Consider the following 18187-nt stretch of genomic DNA (forward strand, 5'->3'; position numbering starts at 1 on the left):
GAGGCTGTTTCAGCTAAAGCCTTGAATTGAGATCGGCTTTACATTGATTCAGAATCCGAGTATCGTTTTCACTAACATTAGGAAGACGATTAAATCCTTCTAAAACCAGATTATTTTCGCTAACTTGACCTCCGGTTGTCGCTACAACAGCAGTATTATTCAAACCAATTTGATAGGAATGGGTTTCTTGAGTATAACTTTCAATAATCTTTAAACTCAGATAATTGCCTTCAGGAACTCCGGTGAAACAGTCAAAGGACGAGCGCGGCATATAAAACGCCCCAGTTACTTGACCTTGCTTGACTTCAAACACCATATAAGATTGTCCAATTTGTTCCGGTTGGGAAGATTCACCATAGAGGTAAACCCCATCTTTAAGGAAATTACGTTGGACAACGGCGGTTTCTGAACCCAGATTTTGAGGATTTTGTGAAACTAAGACGGTGTTCGCCGAAGCAATTCCCCCAAAACCTATGATTACCGTTAAGGCTAAAGTATGAGTCAAGGGGGAAAGTCGGGTTAATACCCGGCAAAACCTACTCCAAGATGAAATAGAATTGAGCAGTTGATCAAGCATTTTTTGAATCTCCTGCGAAAAAAGGCATTGATCACCGAATCTCTAGCTACAGCATCAATTCAGTGAATTTCGGTAAAGTTTGCTGCTAATTGCAACATACAATATTATTTTGAAATTATTTTGAAGTGGGCATTACCTTTTCGATTGACCTAGATCGCTAATTCATCGAAACTAGATTAAAGCGTTTCAATAGTACGCCCACCAGAGGTATGATGACGTTACGGAGCAACTAAGGGAACGCAAAATCAAAATGCGAATTCTATTTGTCGCCGCAGAAGCGGCACCTTTAGCAAAAGTAGGTGGGATGGGAGATGTGGTCGGTGCATTGCCGCAGGTGTTGCGGGCAATGGGACACGATGTTCGCATCTTTATGCCCTATTATGGCTTTCTCGCCGATAAGATCAAAGTCCCCAAAGACCCGATCTGGTGGGGAAATGCCATGTATCAGCGTTTCGCTGTCTTTGAAACGGTATTTCCAAAAACAGATGTGCCATTATATTTATTTGGGCATCCCTCTTTTATGCCTCGTCGCGTTTATTACGGAGAGGATGAGGAGTGGCGGTTCACTTTATTTTCTAGTGGTGCGGCGGAATTTGCCTGGAATTATTGGAAACCCCATATCATTCATTGCCACGACTGGCATACCGGAATGATCCCTGTCTGGATGCAAGAAACACCGGATATTGCCACAATCTTCACTATTCATAATTTAGCATATCAAGGGCCTTGGCGTTGGTATTTGGAACGAATTACTTGGTGTCCTTGGTATATGCAGGGTCACAACACCATGGCGGCGGCGGTACAAGCCGCTGACCGAGTAACAACGGTTTCACCGACTTATGCTGAACAAATTCAAACCGCAGCTTATGGGGAAAATTTAGAAGGGTTACTTTCCTTTGTCAGTGGTAAAATGACGGGAATTTTAAATGGAATTGATACTAATTCCTATAACCCAGCGACTGACCCTTATATTCCAGAACGGTTCACGGCGGATAGTTTGGAAAATCGCCGCGCCAATAAAGTTGCCATTCAAGAAGAAGTGGGATTAGAAGTTAATTCTAATACTTTTTTAATGGGGATGGTCACCCGATTAGTCGATCAGAAAGGGATTGATCTGGTAATACAAATTATGGATCAATTCTTATCCTATAGCGATTCTCAATTGATTGTTTTAGGAACGGGCGATCGCTATTATGAAACCCAATTATGGCACATGGCTTCCCGTTATCCAGGTCGGATGACGACACAATTATTGTTTAATGATGCCCTATCAAGGCGGATTTATGCGGGTTGTGATACCTTTATTATGCCGAGTCGGTTTGAACCCTGCGGCATTAGTCAAATGTTGGCGATGCGTTATGGTTGTATTCCGATTGTTCGACGGACGGGCGGTTTAGTTGATACGGTATCCTATAATGATCCGATTAATTATCATGGTACGGGATACTGTTTTGATCGCTATGAACCCTTAGATTTTTATACCTCAATGGTTCGGGCGTCCGAAGCTTTCCGGTTTAAAGATCAATGGCGAGAACTGCAACGTCGGGCGATGGGTCAAAACTTTAGTTGGGAAAATTCCGCTAAAGAGTATATCCAACTTTACAACAATGTGATGGATGGTTATGGCGGTGTTTCTAATGAACCCGCACCCGAACCCGCACCACCTCAACCACCACCAACAACTCCTGGTGTTGTAGTTTAACCTAAATGGGTAATGGGTAATGGGTAATGGGTAATGGGTAATGGGTAATATTTCTGTTCCCTGTTCTCGTTCGACAAGCTCACGACGCAGCCTGTTCCCTGTTCCCTGTTCCCTGTTCCCTGTTCCCTGTTCCCTGTTCCCTGTTCTCGTTCGACAAGCTCACGACGCAGCCTGTTCCCTGTTCTTAATTTATTAATTTTAAGCAAATAAATCTAAAGGAAAATGTCCGTATACTCCATTAATTCCATTTTCTTCGGTGGATTGAAAGGAAATTAGCACCCCACGATATTTTTCTAAATAGGGACTAATATAAAAATTTTGACTGCGACCATTGAATTTTAAATAGACCGATTCCGAGATGGGTTCTAAGGCATGATCTTCTACATTAACTGAATATTCAAAGGCTTTTAAATACTCAGTTAATGCGGTTAAAGCCTGCGCCATGTCATCAGCACAAATGCCAATCATTTGATATTCAGATTCACGGTTAAGTAATAATAATGCGGCTTGAATCTTCACCTTTTCTGGATCAGAAATAGGGGAAATTACATCCGTACAAATAAAGCCCTTTAAAATGGCTTGGGCTTCTGGAATAGTTAATGGGGATATCATCATTAATTAGGAATTAGGCTTGGAGTTTGGGTTTAGACCAGCGAGTGAGGACACTCGCACTGCACGAAGGTGGACTAGGCAGTGGCGTGGGTGAGTTCTTGCCATCGTTGATGCCAAAGTTCCATGGCGGTTTCCCCCTGGGGTATGTCAATAAATTCTTGGCTTTGTTTTTGAAGTTCGGGGGCCAAGCGTTCTAAGCCATCAAAGCTATTGCAGTAACGCAAAATGGTTTTCCAGCCGTCGTACCATTGTTGACCTGCTTGTTGACGCTCCCGCAGGGGTCTGAGACGTTCTTCTTCTTGAGCTTGACGTTGGGCTTCCAGTTTCAATTGTTGGGATTTTTGCGCCCAGGCAGACCGCCATGCTTCTAAGAGGGAGGAGTCATACTGAGTTGGGTATTGCTTCACTTCTAAACTGAGCATTTCCCCTAGTTGATCTAAGTAAGGGCGATCGCCACTATTTTTAATCGCATCTAACCCCGTTTCTTTCCAGAGGGGTAGGCGACGATAGCTGATAAAAACAGCTTTTTTATGTTCAATTTTTACCCAAATTTGGTGTTGCCAGAATTCCAGGCGCTCAATGTTTCGAGGTGCGATACTGAGTAAGGTAGCAACTTCCAACCAGACACGGGCTAGAGGCCATTGACTCGGAACAATCACTCCAGCCTGAATTAAATTATGAGACATGGGCAAACACCTAGATTCTGCACGATAGTTTCCCAAATACTAGATATAGCGTCTTAATTGGGAATCACCAATGATTATACCCTATATTTGGAGTTTAGTCTAGGTCTTGAGGAAGAAAAATTGATAGGGTTTTTGAGTACAGACCCTAATACAATAGCAGAAGTTAACACCGTTGGCAAAAGCCAAACCTTAATTTAGATAGTTTTAATCTCACGTTATTTATACTACACTAATATTACACAAACGTCTAGTTTTTCAAGGAGAAAAAATTATGTATACCCTTCCTCGAACCTCAACAACCGATATGGAAGTCACCAGCATTCGCCTAGAACGGGATCTCAAAGAAAAATTAAAAGGACTGGCCAAGAACAAAGGCTATCAAGCATTGATTCGAGATATCCTTTGGAATTATGTCCAGCAAAAATCAGGAGATTATCGACCCCCCTTGACCAGAGAAGATATCCGCGCCCATATTTCCGCTATTGCAGAACAAGAGGAACGCTGCGTTTTAACAGGCAATATTATCCGACCCAAAGAAGCAATGTTTCTGGGACTCACATTTCAAGGCGATATGGTTCCCCTGAGTGTGGAGAGTGTAGGAGGCCAGTAATCACCGAATCTGAGGTAAAGATTTCCCAGTCTCCCTAAATCAAACAGGGGGATTTGGGGACTTTTGGGTTAACCTAATCCCCCTATCTACCTCCTACACCTCTACTCCTTTGGAATACTTTTTTTCCACAACTGGATTTGAGTAGATTATACTGGAAAAGCCGCTCTAAAAAGGCGAGGGTTTAAACCTAGATTTTTGGTACAAACTTTATGTCAGATCATCAAGGTCATATTTTAATTGTTGATGACACCCCCGATAACTTAAGACTGTTATCCAAAACTTTAAGTGAACAGGGGTACGAGGTTCAATGTGCTATTAATGGAAAATTAGCATTAATGGCGGTAAAACATGAGCCACCGGATTTAATTTTATTAGATATTAAAATGCCAGAAATGGACGGGTATGAAGTTTGTGAACGCCTAAAAATGCAAGAAGAAACGGCTGCAATCCCGGTAATTTTTTTAAGTGCCTTGGATGATGTTTTCGATAAAGTTAAAGCCTTTACTGTTGGGGGTGTGGATTATATTACTAAACCCTTTCAGGTAGAAGAAGTTTTTGCTCGAATTGAAAATCAACTCACCATTTGCCGTTTACAACGACAATTACAAGATCAAAATTTTAAACTAGAACAATTAAATCAAGAGTTACAACGTTCCAATCGAGAGTTAGAGGAATTTGCCTATGTCGTTTCCCATGATTTACAGCAACCGCTACAAACAATTACGGGATTTGCAGAACTGTTATTAGCCTTAAAATCCGAAATTAATTTAGAACAGGAGGCAGAGGAATATGTTAGCCCAATTTTAGAAGAAGGGATTCGGATGCAAGAACTGATCCAAAACTTACTGGAATATAGTCGAGTCGGAACCAAAAAACGTAACTTTGAACCCACAGACTGTCAGGAAATTTTGAGAAAATCCCTAGGTCATTTGCATAGTGCTATTGAAGAAAGTCGTGCTATCATCACTTCTGAAACCCTACCGACTCTCAGGGGAGATCGGATTCAACTCGGACAATTATTTCAGAATTTAATTGGGAATGGAATTAAATATCAACGGCCTAATATTCAGCCTAAAATTGTAATTTCTGTTCAAGAAAAACCTGAAGAATGGTTATTTAGGGTTGAAGATAATGGCATAGGCATCAAACCCGAAAACTTTGATCGGATTTTTCAAGTCTTTCAGCGTCTTCACACCCATCAAGACTATCCCGGCAGTGGGGTAGGATTAGCCATTTGTAAAAAAATAGTTGAACGTCATCAAGGGAAAATTTGGTTAGAATCAGAATCGGGAATTGGAACCACATTTAATTTTACATTACCAAAATCAGATAAAGGTAATTATGAAAACTCCTGAATTGTCAAAAACACAAGTATTACAACAGCAACTCGAAGCAGAAATTAAAGCGCGTCAGCAACTGGAAATTGCACTCCAAGAAAGTCAATCCCATTGGCGAGATTTATTCCACTTATCTCCGATTGGAATGGTAGAAATTTCCTTGGAGGGGAAGTTTTTAGAAGTCAATTCTTCTTTTTGTAAGTTTGTGGGGTATTCTCAAGCGGAACTAATCGAATTTCAATTTAATCAAATTACCCATCCTGATGATCAAAACATTAGTTTTGAATCTTTCAATCAGTTAATTACTCAAAAAATATCACAATTTCAACTAGAAAAACGTTATCAACATAAACAAGGACATTGGGTTTATGCGATTGTCAATGGTTATTTACGTTTAGATGCTCAGGGAAAACCCCGTTCTGTTATGGGTCAAATTCAGAATATTACCCAGCGTAAATTAGCCGAGGAAGATATTAAAGAACGAGAAGAATATTTACGTTTAATTTTAAATAATATTCCTCAACAAGTGTTTTGGAAAGACACCAATTTAGTCTTTAGAGGGTGTAATACAAATTGGGCAGAAGCCGCTAAGTTAGAAAGTCCAGAATATGTGAGGGGAAAAACCGATCATGATTTATTTTCTGACCCTAAAATTGGAGACTTTTTTCGCGCCCAAGATCGGCGGGTAATGGCATCTAAACAAGCGGAAATGCACCTAATTGCACCTAAACAAAAACTTTCTGCTGATGGGCGACAATTATGGTTAGATATTAGTCGGATTCCCATGCAGGATTCTGATGGAAATGTGATTGGAATTTTGGGGGTAATTGAAGATATTACGGAACGAAAAGAAATTGATGAAAAATTGAGATTAACGCAGTTTTCTATTGAAAAATCAAGGGATTATTTCTTATTTACAGATAGTAAGGCACGTTTTTTTGATGTCAATGAAGCCGCTTGTAATGCTTTGGGATATTCCAGAGAAGAATTATTGAAAATGCGGGTTAAAGATATTGATTCTCAAGCACTTGATGATGCCTGGTCGATTTCTTGGGAGGAGTTAAAACAACAGGGTTCTTTTACATTTGAATCTGTTCATTTAACCAAAACAGGTCAAGAAATTAGTGTTGAAATTACCTTGAGTTATTTAGAATATAATAATAAAGAATACGGTTGTGCAATTGTTCGGGATATTTGCGATCGCAAACAGGCTGAAATCGCCTTACAGCAAGCTAAAGAATCGGCGGAAACCGCAAATCGTGCTAAGAGTGAATTTCTCGCCCGCATGAGTCATGAATTGCGAACACCGATGAATGCTATTCTAGGATTTACGCAACTAATAGAACGAGATTTAAAGCGAAATCCTTTGGTATTGTTAGCCGAACATCAAGAGCATTTAGACATTATTGGCCGCAGTGGTGAACATCTGTTAAATTTAATTAATGATGTTTTAGAGATGTCTAAAATTGAAGCCGGACAAATCACATTAAATTCCTCTAAATTTGATTTACCCTGCTTGCTTGATTCAATTAAAAATATGTTAGCCTTCAAAGCAAAATCTAAAGGTTTAGAGTTTAATATTATTGCTGATTTGGGTTTTGCTGAATATATTGAAACCGATGAAAGTAAACTCCGACAGGTATTAATTAATCTATTAGGAAATTCAATTAAATTTACCGAAAAGGGGTCAATTACTTTAAAAGTCAAACCTTTAAATAATCAGATATCCTCCAATCAAATTTTACTCAGCTTTGAAATTGAAGATACTGGATCGGGAATTTCAGCAAAAGAATTAAAGTTACTATTCCAACCGTTTATCCAAACTGAAACAGGCCGAAAATCTCAACAAGGAACTGGATTGGGTTTATCTATTAGTCAACAGTTTGTACAATTAATGGGGGGAGAAATAACCGTTAATAGTGAAGTTGGAAAAGGCACAATATTTCAATTTTATATTCAAGCTAATTTAGCTATTTTTTCCGATACTTGTTCTCAAGAATTTACCAGACGAGTCATCGGTTTAGCTCCCGATCAACCCAGCTATCGAATTTTAGTAGTTGATGATAATTGGACAAATAGACAGTTAGTGATTAAGGTTTTAAAACCCTTGGGATTTCAATTAAAAGAAGCAGAAAATGGTCAAGAAGCCGTTACAATTTGGGAGAATTGGCAACCGGATTTAATTTTTATGGATATGCGAATGCCGATTATGAATGGCTATGAAGCGACCCAAAGGATTAAACAGCATTTACAAGCAGGTCAATCTACGGTGATTATTGCCTTAACTGCTAGTGCTTTACAACAGGATCAATTAGTGTCTTTATCGGCGGGATGTGATGATTTTATTAGAAAACCCTTTCGAGTTGATTTGTTATTTGAAAAACTTTCTGAACATTTAGGAATTAGTTTTATTTATGAAGAAAATTTAGAGGATTTAAAAACCTCGACCTTAGAATTAAACCAGCTTGCAGAATTAACTCCAGAGGTGTTAGAATTATTGGCAAAACCGATTGTTCAAGAGTTATATCAAGCCGGATTAAAACTTAACTCTAGGTTAGTTGCTGAAGCGATTAAAAAGATTCCACTTTCTCAAGAGTCGATTGGTAAATTGTTAACTCAATTAGCCGATGATTTTCGGTATGATGTAATTATTGATTTAACAAAAGCGATCGCTGAAAATAATTAATGTTCTGGGAAAATTAACCTTAACTTCCACGTCAATCTTAGTGAGGGATTTAGCCATCAATTCTATCAATCCTCTTGCTGTTGGATCGGAGGGTTTTTGGGTTTTTAAGAAGTTACAAATTTTGTATTTTTCCGGTTTAATCCTATTCGGGTTAGATTTGATCATAAAATATAAGTATTTAATCCATGAATCAGCTAATCAAACAACAAGCAATTCCGGGAATTATTGGGGGGTTAGGGCCTTTAGCTCATATTGAATTAGAGCGTCACTTAATTGCTATAAATCAAGGGCGAGGAGCCTGTTGTGATCAAGAGTATCCCGTTTGGTTTTTAATTAATGCTACGGATATTCCTGACCGGACTCAAAGTATTATTGGAGAGGTGGAAAATTGCACCCCTTGGTTAGTTAAATATGGCAAAATTTTACAAACCGCCGGGGCTGATTTTTTAGTGATTCCTTGTAATACTTCCCATGCTTTTTATGATCAAGTTCAACCTCAATTAAATATTCCTTGGATTCATTGGATGCAGTCTACAAGTATATTCATTAAAACCAATTATCCGCAATATCAAAATATTGGGGTTTTAGCAACCACAGGAACACTCAAAACCAAACTTTATCACCATAGTTTAACCGCATTGGGACTGAACTCGATTCAACCTGCCTTAAATTCTGAAGTCCAAAACCAGATTATGAATGCCATTTATGATCCGATTTGGGGAATTAAAGCCACAGGAATTCAAGTTTCTGCCCCGGCTTTAGAAATCTTAGTTAATGCGACTTATTGGTTAGCAGATCAGGGTGCAGAATTAGTGATTGCTGGATGTACAGAACTTTCTGTAGGCTTTAATTATTTAACGAATCTGCCTTTAATTTGGGTTGATCCGATGAAAATTATCGCTGAAATTACTTTAGATTTAGCTTGGGGATATTCTGCAATTTAGACCATTTCTCTTTGGTCTGATACTGGATATTCAACTAAAATTCTAGGATCGGCAATAACCGCAGTTGATGCGATCGCAGTATGAACAATACATAAAGTTCGGAAAGGGTCAATAATCGGGTCAATGGCAATTAACAGGACTAACACCGCTTCCAAGGGTAATCCCAAGGGTTTTAGAACTAAATCTAATAGAGTTAGGGTTAAAACCCCCGTTGTCCCTGACGTTGCCATCCCCGCAAAAATCGAGGCAATAATAATAATTAAAAAACTCGATAAATTTAAGGATGTATTATACAACTGGGCAATAAAAACCGAAGATATTGCAAAATAGGTAACGGAACCAAATCGACAAATTGTAATCGCTAAGGGAGTGACTAAATCAACCGTTTGCAGATCAAATTTTAAGATTTCAGTTAAGGAGGAAATAGAGGAGGGTAAACAGGAAAAACTACTTCGGGTTGCTAGGGCTAATATGGTGGGTTCTTTTAAAGCTATACAGACATTTTTGAAGGAAGTCTTAGCTTGTTTAGCAACCACTAAGGTACTGAGACAATAGATTAAGGCATAGGCAAGAATCACCACTCCCACAAAATCACCCATAGCCAGAACAATTCCAAACCCAGTTTTAGCAATTTGGCTGGCTAATAGACAAAATAAGCCAAAAGGTAAGAGCAGAATCAGCCAATCAATTAATTGTTTTGAACTTTTATAAATAGTATCAAGAAGCTGAAAAAAGCTAGAAGATGATGATTCTTTTACCGACCCTAAAGCGATGCCAAAAATAATTGAAAAAAACAAAATTTTTAGGGTATTACCATCGCTCAAAGCTGAAAAAATATTGTCAGGAACTAAGTTGAATAAAAAAGAGATTAACATAGAAGTTTCTTCTGGTTTAGGGGTATCACTGCTCAGAGAGACTTCTAAATCTAGTTCTGATGAATTAACAATTACCCCTAAAGCTGTTAAAGTTGATTCATCTAAATTTCCCCCTGGATTAGTCACGACAGCTATGGTCATACCGATGACGCTAGAGGCTAATAGTCCAAGAGAAAAAACCAGCAGAATGCGTTTGATATATTTCTCAGTGTCTTGACTACTAATTAACCGCCCAACACTCATGGTTGTCGCCGAGAATAATATCGGCAAAACACACATTTTTAATAAGGCTAAATACAAATTGCCAAAGGGCGTTAAAAAAGTGGCTATTTCTTTTTGGAATATGCCAAAATATAGCCCTAATACAATTCCTGGAACAATCGCCAAGGGATGACGCAATATTTTGAATAATTGAGCAAAATTAAAATATTTTTTCAGCATTTTCAGGATAATATTTATTGTGGTTTGGGTTGTCCGGTTTTTCCAAAGATATGAGAATATTCTTCGATGAGACTATCAACGGTATAGTTGATTTTGTTCAAGTCTAGGTAGAGATTAACAAATTGTAAAAGATGCCCACTTGACCAAGGAAGGGCAATTGCAATCGGATCGTAACTATCTGAGAGGGCAACCGTTTTAAAATTTAATGCTATATTAGGTTGATTCAGAATAATTTTTTTTACTTCCAATTCATCCCGATAAGCTGCTAAAACATCACCATTGATTGCGGCTTTAATTACATCCTCCCAAGTCGTAAATTCAACAATTTGAGCTTGGGGAAATTTCTCTTTGGTAAATCCCACATAGGATGATCCTTGAATCACTCCAATTTTTCCTTCAAAATTCTTTAAAAAATCAACCATATCTTTCCCTTTTGACGCTTTTGCTAATTGTAAACGATTGATTAATAGACCATGCCTTAAGGTTAAATAGGGACGGGAAAAAGAAACCATTTTGGCTCTAGCCAAGGTCTGACTTAGTTTAGAAATCCCTAAATCGGCTTTTTGAGAATTGACAATATCCACGACATCATTAAAGGTTTTAGCCGTGCGATCAATTTTGAGAGAAACACCTAAAGCCGTGGCTAAATCTTGGGCTATTTTAATATCTGACCCGGTTAAATCACCCTGTTTATTTTTGACAAAAAATGGGGGAATATCAACTCCTATAATAGCAACAATTAGCTGATTTCGATCTACAATGGTTTGCAGGTCGGGGGACAAACTAACAGAGGAAGTGGTTAACCCGATGGTGGGGGTAACTTCAGCCCCCATGCTATCATTGGGCTGGAGGTATTGCCAAGTTTGAGGATCAACTATTCCCGTTGCCTCTAAGCCCATACTGACTTGAAAATTATAAACAGCCTCTTGTGTCCCTTCTCCATAAACTCCATCTAATGCACCAGGGTAATATCCTCGTTTTTTCAATTGAGTTTGTAAGTCGATAACTTCCTTTCCCTGACTATTAAGAGTGGGTAATTGTTGATCTGGATTAGATAGAAAAGTAACAGGTATTGCTTGGGTTTCAGCAGTTTTTCCTGTTGTTTCCTTGGATAAAATATTGCTGGTTGAAATAGCAATATCTGCCTTTGTCACCAGGATAGCTACAATGGTTGCTATACAAACAACAATCCCGATCAATTTGAGAACTGTTCGCTTCCTACCTGGGGGAATTGACATATTATTTTCCAAACTCTAATTCCTATTATACTCTGGTTGTGCTATTCTTCTAAAAATTCATAACTGCGTCAGGAAAATTCTACATCTTTAGTTGAAATTGGGCATAATTTCTGACATTTTGCAAATAAAGCATCTACTTTTAAACTTTCCCACCGGAACACCTCGGTTTAATAAATTACCGGATTTCAGTCATAAAAACAGAAAGATTTATTTAATCTACTGAATTTTATTATCAGATAACTATGAAAAAAATCACAGGAAAACAGAAAACAAAAACCAGTATAAGTTTAAAAACAATGTTAACTGGTTTTATTGTTCTAACCATCAGCTTTACAACGGCAATTGTTTATTTCCCTTGGTTTTTTACCTCTAAAAAAAATATTGATAAAATTGTTACTCAAATCAACGAAGAAATTGCCCTATCAACCTCAAAAGAATTTACTGATTTATTCCAGAATGTTTACTATACCCAGGATTTTATTAGAAGTGCCATTAATCGTAATATAGTAAATATTAATAATCCTGAAGAACGCGATCGCTTTTTTTTAAGTATTCTGCAATCTAATCCCGACTTTTCCTTTGTACAATTTGCCTATCCTAATGGGGATTATGTCGGCGCTCAACGGGTGACAACAGCTTTTGAAAAGCAGAATACGTTTAAACTGCATTTTCGTCAACGGGATGAAGAAAGAAAATTAGCGATTAAAACAACAGATCAGTATGAATTAATCGGCCAAAAACTGCAATTAATTAAAACCACCCAAATTGAAGAACCGAATTGGTATACCCCGGGTCGTCCTTGGTATCGAGATGCACTGAAAACCCCAGGTCAAGCAGCTTGGACAGTCTATGTTTATCGCTCTACCAATACCCCTGGAATTGACTCTAATATCGCGCTTTATAAAGAACAAACGGATAACATCTATTGGCGGGTCGAAAACCCATCTGTACTCTTAGGCGTGATTGGTGTAGGGTTTGAATTCAGACAAATTTCTCAGCGTTTACAAGAACAACAAAAAGGGCGATCAAATATTGAGGTTTTTGTGATTAATTCCCAAGGAGAAATGATTGCTTCCACCGATCCCAATGAGCATTCTCCAATTCAAATTAAAGGGCAAGATCAACCCCAGCTTCAACTCTTAAAAAATTCTAAAAATCCCTATTTTCAGATGGCTGTAAAAATATTAGAAGAACGAGCAATAGATCTAAAACTGTTTAGTAGTCCTCAACAGTGGATCTCTAAAAATCCCCAGAATGGCAAATATTATTATGTCTCTCTCACTCGCGCTGTAACTCCAATGAATCAATTACATTGGTTCATCGGAACAGTAATTCGAGAAGATCAATACATGGGAACAATCAAAAAAAATAATAAGATTTTATTGGGGTTTGTAATAATATTGATTTTAGGAACAACGGGTTTAGTAATCACCCTTAGTGATCGATTATTGGTCAAACCAATTAATCAGATTAAAGAAGTGACTCATCGCGTTGAAAATGGAGATTTAGAAGTTGAAAAACTAGAAATTGAAACCTGTCAGGAGTTAAGCATTTTAACCCATGGGATTAATAATATGATTGTGGGACTTAGAGAAAGAGAGCGAGAACGGGATATTTTTGGCCGTGTGGTTTCTCCTGAAGTCCGAGAAAAATTATTACAGGGTCAATTAAAATTAGGAGGAGAACTCTGTTGGGTCTCGGTTTTATTTACCGATATTCGCAATTTTTCTACCCTATCGGAACAGATGCAACCCCAAGAAGTGGTGGCATTTTTAAATGAATATCTAACCGAAATGACCGATGCAATTCGTCCTTGGGGTGGATATGTAAATAATTTTATTGGGGATGCAATTGTGGTAATTTTCGGAGTACCTTTATCCCCAGCAGAAACAGAATGGCGTTCAGTAGCTGCGGCATTAACCATGCGCGAACGTTTAGAAGAACTAAATCAACGGCGAATTCAACGGGGTGAAGTTACCATTCAAACGGGAATTGGTATTAGTAGTGGAGAAGTTGTTGCGGGACAAATTGGTTCCTTAGAACGGTTATTATATACGGTGATTGGAGATGCAGTAAATGTGGCGGCGCGTTTGGAAACATTAACTAAGGAATATCCTGAATATACCATTTTAATTAATGAATTAACTGCTAACGGTATTGCAGAACATCATGGTATTGTTCTCAAAAGTTTAGGTGAAATTAAAGTCAAAGGTCGCCAAAAGCCCGTAGAAGTTTATGCGGTTTTAGATTGGATAAAAGAAGAAATTCCTGTTATCACCCCGGTTTAAATTAGGAAGGCAAAGGTAACATATAACATCGCCACGAATATTTGCACAACCATGACTGGAATCCCATAATGAAGAAAGGTTTTAAAGGAAATTGTCCGCCCATGTAGTTCGGAAATTCCGGCGGCGACAATATTAGAAGAAGCTCCTACTAATGTGCCATTTCCGCCCAAGGTTGCCCCAAACATCATCGCATAAAATAGCGGTAATACTTCCGGGGGAAACTGTCCGTTAAAAGCTGGGTCAAGCACTTCTGCACCGACAAATCCCACATTAACTAAATATTGTTTTAATAGGGGAACCATCGCCACCACTAGGGGAATATTCGGCACAACACTAGAAATAATCCCTACTGTTACTAACAGTAAAATTGAACCGAGAGCGATATTTTTTCCTAAAATCACCGCTAGAAGTCCCGATAAATTGCTAATCACTCCAGTTTTTTCTAATCCTCCAATTAAAACAAAAATTGACATAAAGAAAATTAAGGTACTCCAATCTAAATCCCGCAAAATATTATTAACGGTATCAATTTTACTGTGATGAGCTAACATTAAGGCTAAAGCAGCACCTAATAAAGCCACCGCCGCCGGAGAAATGGGAACGGGTAAGGTTTCTCCAATTACAAAAAAGGTTAAAACAAAGGCCATAATTAAACCTCCCAGTGCTAGAATCCGAGGATGATTAATTTTAGGATGGGGTAAATCTTCTAAATGTTCAAATTTTGTATTCCAAGTTTTGCGGAATAAAATTGGTAATAAAATCACTACACTTACTACTGCTAATACTCCCCCCAGACTTAAGCGTTGTAGGTATTCAACAAAGCTAATATTAATCGCATCTCCGACAATAAATGTGGCCGGATCTCCTACTAAGGTTAATAATCCTGAACTATTAGCAATGAATACCATTAAAATTAATAAGGGGACAAAATCAATTCCTATATCCTGAGCAATAGGAGGAATTAAAGGCGCTAATAACATCACCGTTGTAGCGTTGGGTAATACGGCACAAATGGGAGTAGTTAACGCTACTATTCCTAACAATAACCGTTTCCCTTCTCCCTTCGCCATCAGAATCATTTTAACGGCTAAATAATCAAAAATTTTAGTCGGTTCAAAGGCACGAACTAAAACCATCACGCCAAAAAATAAGGCTAAAGTTGCATAACTTCGACTGATATAATTAACAGCCTCGGTTAAAGTCATTACATGGAAAAAAATCAGAAGGAGAGCGCCTAAAAACGCTGCAATGGTGAGGTGTAACCATTCCCCCATGATTGAAATAATCACCCCAACAAAAATAATTCCAGCAATAAAAGAATCCATGGTTTCTATTGATAATAGGGGTTGAAAACAAACAAATACCTGAAAAGTAATTAATTGTTTTAATGGTATCACATATTTGCCAAAACAACACTAATTTTTAGTGATTAATGAGTTGGTTTTTTTGAGGAGGAAACAGAGTTTATTTTTGCGGTAAAATTGATCGGCTTTGATAAGGTTTTATCCTGTATTTTACCCATAAATATTTTTTCTTTAAATTCTCCTGTGAGTGTTAATTGATTAGGATTTTGGGACAGATTTGATGAACAGAATAATAACGGATTTGAAATTCCTGATAAGATCATTTCTGGCTCTTTGAATTTGCCACTTAACGGAATTTTATCCAAATTATCTGCGGATTTTTCTACTACCAAATTGGCAAAAATATAAATACCTGACTGTTCAATTTTTAAGGTTAACTCTTTGTCTTTTAAACAGTTGGGAGAGGTATCAAACTCCATAGAATAATCACCCCCAATACTTACAGGTGCTTTTAATTGGGTTTCTCCATAGGCTGTGACTCCTTTAAAAAGGAGAAGCACTGAACCAATCATGGTTCCATAAAAGGCTAAGGATTTTAAGTTAAAATGGTTGTGCATAGTTCGATAATAATTAGATGACGAGGTTAGCTATTAATTGGTTGCTGTAATAATGATTCAAGGTGGGAGGTAACTTGAGAATAACTCCGAGTAATTAGTAAAGATGAATGACAATCTTGAGCTAGTTGATCGGTATACCTTCCCAATGTTTGCCTTTCAATTCCCCAGGTGCGACTGGTACCTACAATCGTTAAATCTACGGTTTTTGAAGCTTCAATCACCGCTTGAATAGGATCGGTTTCTGGCAGTCTAATCAGTTCTAAACGGGATTGAATTCGGGTAGGTAATACATTAATCATGTTCCGTAATTCATGGCTTAATTCTTCCTCCCCCTCGTTGGATGTGACTAGAATTTTTAACTGACGATTGGGGTCATTGAACATCATTCTTAACGCTAAAGTTAACCCTAAATCATCGTGAATATTAGAAGCGTAAGCCACTAATAAAGACCGAATTTGTTGCTGTTCTTTATTGACAAATACGGCGACATCCGTAGGAGAATTATTCAAAATTTTGCCAACTCTCCCACCTAAACGATTATCACTGAAGGCGGGACGATGCCAACCTACTAATATTAAATTAGCTTGATCAACTTGTGCAATTTCTATGGTTTTTTTAGCAACATCCTGGGCAATACGGATAATTGGATAAACCCCCTGTCTAACTTCAGGAGGTTCTAAACTTTGAATTAATTCTTCTAAACGTTGGCGTTGTTTCTCAATTAAGCGGTTTGCTTCATCGGGGGTACTTTGAAATAAATAATCTTCCTCCAGTTCGATTAAACTTAAAGGATGAACAACAGCAGGCGGTTTTCCGGCGATCGCTAAAGCTAATTGTACTAATCCTTTTTGAGTATTGGGATTAGCAACGGGAACTAAAACTCGATAAGCAGGAGTAAGAGATTGAGGATTTGTTGTTTGAGTTTCCGGTTCAATAATATCGAGTTTAATTAACTCTTTGGGATAGGTCATTTCTAATAATGGCGAAGTCATAAAGGTTGTGACTAATGCCATAATGACTAATAGGGTAAAAAGTAACGGTGAAATTACCCCTAAACTTAAGCCAATATTTAAAACAATTAGTTCAGTTAATCCCCTGGTATTCATTAACCAACCTAACGCGGAGGCTTCTCGTTTTTCAATTCCACTAACCCGCGCGGCGACATAGGTTCCGACATATTTGCCAATAATTGCCACCGCCACAACTAATGCACATAATAACCACAATTCAGGACGATTTAGCAAGCCAATTTCCGTGCGTAATCCACTGTAAGCAAAAAAAATTGGTAGTAAGAAAATTAAGACAAAATCTTCGGTTTTTTCAGCTAATTCTCGGACTAAACCTGGATCTTTAGGCATCACAGCCCCCAGTAAAAAGGCTCCAAAAATCAAGTGAATTCCGATCAATTCAGTAATTAGAGCAGAAGCCACCACTCCCATATAAATCCAAGCTAAAACCCATTGGGTAAGTCGCCCTGTGCGTTGATAATGGATCGAGAGTTTTCTTAATAACCACCGCCCGGCGGTTGCCATTAAAATAATATACAGAATTGAGGCAATAATTGTGGGAAATGCCCCCGATATACTGTTAGTTCGGGTAACGGCGATCGCTAAGGCTAATAAACACCATGCAGTCACATCATCAACGGCGGCACAAGTTAAAGCCAAGGTTCCTAAACGAGTTCCTTGTAAATTATTTTCTGTAATAATTCGGGCTAAAACGGGAAAAGCGGTAATTGATAAAGCCGAACCTAAAAATAAAGCAAACGCTGTGAAGGAAACACCATTATTAGAAACAATTGGATATAGAATTAATGCGGTCGAAATTCCTAATGCAAAGGGAACCACAATACTAACATGAGAAATTAAAACTGCCTTTTCTAGTTGCCCACTTAAATATTTAGGGTTTAGTTCCAACCCAATTAAAAACATGAAGAAAATCAGTCCAATTTGTGATAAAATATTCAAGTAGGGCAAAGTTTCGGCAGGAAATAAAGCCGTCATCACATTAGGAGCAATTAACCCTAATAATGATGGCCCCAACATAATTCCAGCAATAATTTCTCCAATTACTAAGGGTTGTTTAATTTGACGACAGAATAATCCCATTAATCGGGATAATCCAATCACGATTAAAACTTGCAGGAGAACTAAAATCGCAGGGTTCATAGTCAGCATCAAATTGGAACAATACGAAAGTTAAAGGGAGATTAATATTTATTCACCCCCGCACTCATTGAATTTTAGAATGAGTTATCTATATCTGTGATT

Annotated in this window: 15 protein-coding genes; 6 read left to right on the forward strand and 9 right to left on the reverse strand. The window is 38.0% G+C overall.

Annotated features, from left to right (window positions below; translation table 11 throughout):
- Positions 1-13: 13 nt before the first annotated feature.
- Positions 14-577 (reverse strand): hypothetical protein, encoded by a 564-nt coding sequence (locus NMG86_RS12100; protein WP_043937046.1) that lies wholly within the window; start codon positions 575-577, stop codon positions 14-16.
- A 250-nt stretch (positions 578-827) separates the two neighbouring features.
- Between NMG86_RS12100 and glgA the strand changes: the two genes are divergently transcribed.
- A complete protein-coding gene (gene glgA, locus NMG86_RS12105; RefSeq protein WP_052330981.1) occupies positions 828-2279 on the forward strand; it encodes a glycogen synthase GlgA in 1452 nt (483 codons plus the stop codon).
- A gap of 198 nt (positions 2280-2477) precedes the next feature.
- Here the strand turns inward: glgA and NMG86_RS12110 are convergent, their stop codons facing one another.
- On the reverse strand, positions 2478-2894 hold the full coding sequence (locus NMG86_RS12110; RefSeq protein WP_036831886.1) for a DUF1824 family protein: 417 nt from the start codon (positions 2892-2894) through the stop codon (positions 2478-2480).
- Between the two features lie 71 nt (positions 2895-2965).
- The gene (locus NMG86_RS12115; RefSeq protein WP_026786735.1) at positions 2966-3577 is read right to left on the reverse strand and encodes a hypothetical protein; all 612 of its coding nucleotides are present in this window, start codon (positions 3575-3577) and stop codon (positions 2966-2968) included.
- 271 nt (positions 3578-3848) lie between these two features.
- Between NMG86_RS12115 and NMG86_RS12120 the strand changes: the two genes are divergently transcribed.
- The 3 genes from NMG86_RS12120 to NMG86_RS12130 all read left to right on the forward strand — a co-directional run bounded on the left by NMG86_RS12120 (position 3849) and on the right by NMG86_RS12130 (position 8210).
- Entirely contained in the window at positions 3849-4187 is a 339-nt protein-coding gene (locus NMG86_RS12120) for a ribbon-helix-helix domain-containing protein (protein ID WP_026786734.1), read from the forward strand.
- Between the two features lie 209 nt (positions 4188-4396).
- Entirely contained in the window at positions 4397-5542 is a 1146-nt protein-coding gene (locus tag NMG86_RS12125; RefSeq protein ID WP_026797730.1) for a response regulator, read from the forward strand.
- Positions 5529-8210 (forward strand): PAS domain S-box protein, encoded by a 2682-nt coding sequence (locus NMG86_RS12130; protein WP_043938670.1) that lies wholly within the window; start codon positions 5529-5531, stop codon positions 8208-8210. The genes NMG86_RS12125 and NMG86_RS12130 overlap by 14 nt, the downstream gene beginning before the upstream one ends.
- Here the strand turns inward: NMG86_RS12130 and NMG86_RS12135 are convergent.
- A complete protein-coding gene (locus NMG86_RS12135; RefSeq protein ID WP_026786731.1) occupies positions 8181-8375 on the reverse strand; it encodes a hypothetical protein in 195 nt (64 codons plus the stop codon). The two genes, NMG86_RS12130 and NMG86_RS12135, sit on opposite strands and share 30 nt — an antisense overlap.
- A gap of 20 nt (positions 8376-8395) precedes the next feature.
- Here NMG86_RS12135 and NMG86_RS12140 point away from each other — a divergent pair, with 20 nt between their 5' ends.
- The gene (locus NMG86_RS12140; RefSeq protein ID WP_026797732.1) at positions 8396-9154 is read left to right on the forward strand and encodes an aspartate/glutamate racemase family protein; all 759 of its coding nucleotides are present in this window, start codon (positions 8396-8398) and stop codon (positions 9152-9154) included.
- On the opposite strand, the gene NMG86_RS12145 is transcribed toward NMG86_RS12140, so the two are convergent.
- Positions 9151-10470: a dicarboxylate/amino acid:cation symporter gene (locus tag NMG86_RS12145; protein WP_043938669.1), complete on the reverse strand. Its 1320-nt coding sequence runs from the start codon at positions 10468-10470 to the stop codon at positions 9151-9153. The genes NMG86_RS12140 and NMG86_RS12145 overlap by 4 nt on opposite strands.
- Before the next feature lie 14 nt (positions 10471-10484).
- Entirely contained in the window at positions 10485-11708 is a 1224-nt protein-coding gene (locus NMG86_RS12150) for a peptidoglycan-binding protein (protein ID WP_026797733.1), read from the reverse strand.
- A gap of 242 nt (positions 11709-11950) precedes the next feature.
- On the opposite strand from NMG86_RS12150, the gene NMG86_RS12155 reads away from it, so the two are divergent.
- Complete coding sequence (locus NMG86_RS12155; protein ID WP_052338702.1) at positions 11951-13996, forward strand: adenylate/guanylate cyclase domain-containing protein; 2046 nt, start codon at positions 11951-11953, stop codon at positions 13994-13996.
- Here the strand turns inward: NMG86_RS12155 and NMG86_RS12160 are convergent.
- The 3 genes from NMG86_RS12160 to NMG86_RS12170 all read right to left on the reverse strand — a co-directional run bounded on the left by NMG86_RS12160 (position 13993) and on the right by NMG86_RS12170 (position 18085).
- Positions 13993-15321: an SLC13 family permease gene (locus NMG86_RS12160; RefSeq protein WP_043939736.1), complete on the reverse strand. Its 1329-nt coding sequence runs from the start codon at positions 15319-15321 to the stop codon at positions 13993-13995. The genes NMG86_RS12155 and NMG86_RS12160 overlap by 4 nt on opposite strands.
- 104 nt (positions 15322-15425) lie before the next feature.
- The gene (locus tag NMG86_RS12165) at positions 15426-15917 is read right to left on the reverse strand and encodes a hypothetical protein (protein ID WP_026797735.1); all 492 of its coding nucleotides are present in this window, start codon (positions 15915-15917) and stop codon (positions 15426-15428) included.
- A gap of 26 nt (positions 15918-15943) precedes the next feature.
- Positions 15944-18085 carry a cation:proton antiporter gene (locus tag NMG86_RS12170; protein ID WP_026797736.1) on the reverse strand — a complete coding sequence of 714 codons (2142 nt, stop codon included), beginning with the start codon at positions 18083-18085 and terminating at the stop codon, positions 15944-15946.
- Positions 18086-18187: the final 102 nt, after the last annotated feature.

It is taken from the genome of Planktothrix rubescens CCAP 1459/22 (genome assembly GCA_904830895.1).
Lineage (GTDB): Bacteria > Cyanobacteriota > Cyanobacteriia > Cyanobacteriales > Microcoleaceae > Planktothrix > Planktothrix agardhii.

What these genes read in the sequence shown, in the direction of transcription:
- glgA (WP_052330981.1), top strand. Translation starts at nt 828, where the DNA reads ATGCGAATTCTATTTGTCGCCGCAGAAGCGGCACCTTTAGCAAAAGTA.
- NMG86_RS12115 (WP_026786735.1), bottom strand. Translation starts at nt 3,577, where the DNA reads ATGTCTCATAATTTAATTCAGGCTGGAGTGATTGTTCCGAGTCAATGG.
- NMG86_RS12160 (WP_043939736.1), bottom strand. Translation starts at nt 15,321, where the DNA reads ATGGATTCTTTTATTGCTGGAATTATTTTTGTTGGGGTGATTATTTCA.
- NMG86_RS12110 (WP_036831886.1), bottom strand. Translation starts at nt 2,894, where the DNA reads ATGATGATATCCCCATTAACTATTCCAGAAGCCCAAGCCATTTTAAAG.
- NMG86_RS12170 (WP_026797736.1), bottom strand. Translation starts at nt 18,085, where the DNA reads ATGAACCCTGCGATTTTAGTTCTCCTGCAAGTTTTAATCGTGATTGGA.
- NMG86_RS12140 (WP_026797732.1), top strand. Translation starts at nt 8,396, where the DNA reads ATGAATCAGCTAATCAAACAACAAGCAATTCCGGGAATTATTGGGGGG.
- NMG86_RS12130 (WP_043938670.1), top strand. Translation starts at nt 5,529, where the DNA reads ATGAAAACTCCTGAATTGTCAAAAACACAAGTATTACAACAGCAACTC.
- NMG86_RS12135 (WP_026786731.1), bottom strand. Translation starts at nt 8,375, where the DNA reads ATGATCAAATCTAACCCGAATAGGATTAAACCGGAAAAATACAAAATT.
- NMG86_RS12125 (WP_026797730.1), top strand. Translation starts at nt 4,397, where the DNA reads ATGTCAGATCATCAAGGTCATATTTTAATTGTTGATGACACCCCCGAT.
- NMG86_RS12120 (WP_026786734.1), top strand. Translation starts at nt 3,849, where the DNA reads ATGTATACCCTTCCTCGAACCTCAACAACCGATATGGAAGTCACCAGC.
- NMG86_RS12100 (WP_043937046.1), bottom strand. Translation starts at nt 577, where the DNA reads ATGCTTGATCAACTGCTCAATTCTATTTCATCTTGGAGTAGGTTTTGC.
- NMG86_RS12150 (WP_026797733.1), bottom strand. Translation starts at nt 11,708, where the DNA reads ATGTCAATTCCCCCAGGTAGGAAGCGAACAGTTCTCAAATTGATCGGG.
- NMG86_RS12165 (WP_026797735.1), bottom strand. Translation starts at nt 15,917, where the DNA reads ATGCACAACCATTTTAACTTAAAATCCTTAGCCTTTTATGGAACCATG.
- NMG86_RS12155 (WP_052338702.1), top strand. Translation starts at nt 11,951, where the DNA reads ATGAAAAAAATCACAGGAAAACAGAAAACAAAAACCAGTATAAGTTTA.
- NMG86_RS12145 (WP_043938669.1), bottom strand. Translation starts at nt 10,470, where the DNA reads ATGCTGAAAAAATATTTTAATTTTGCTCAATTATTCAAAATATTGCGT.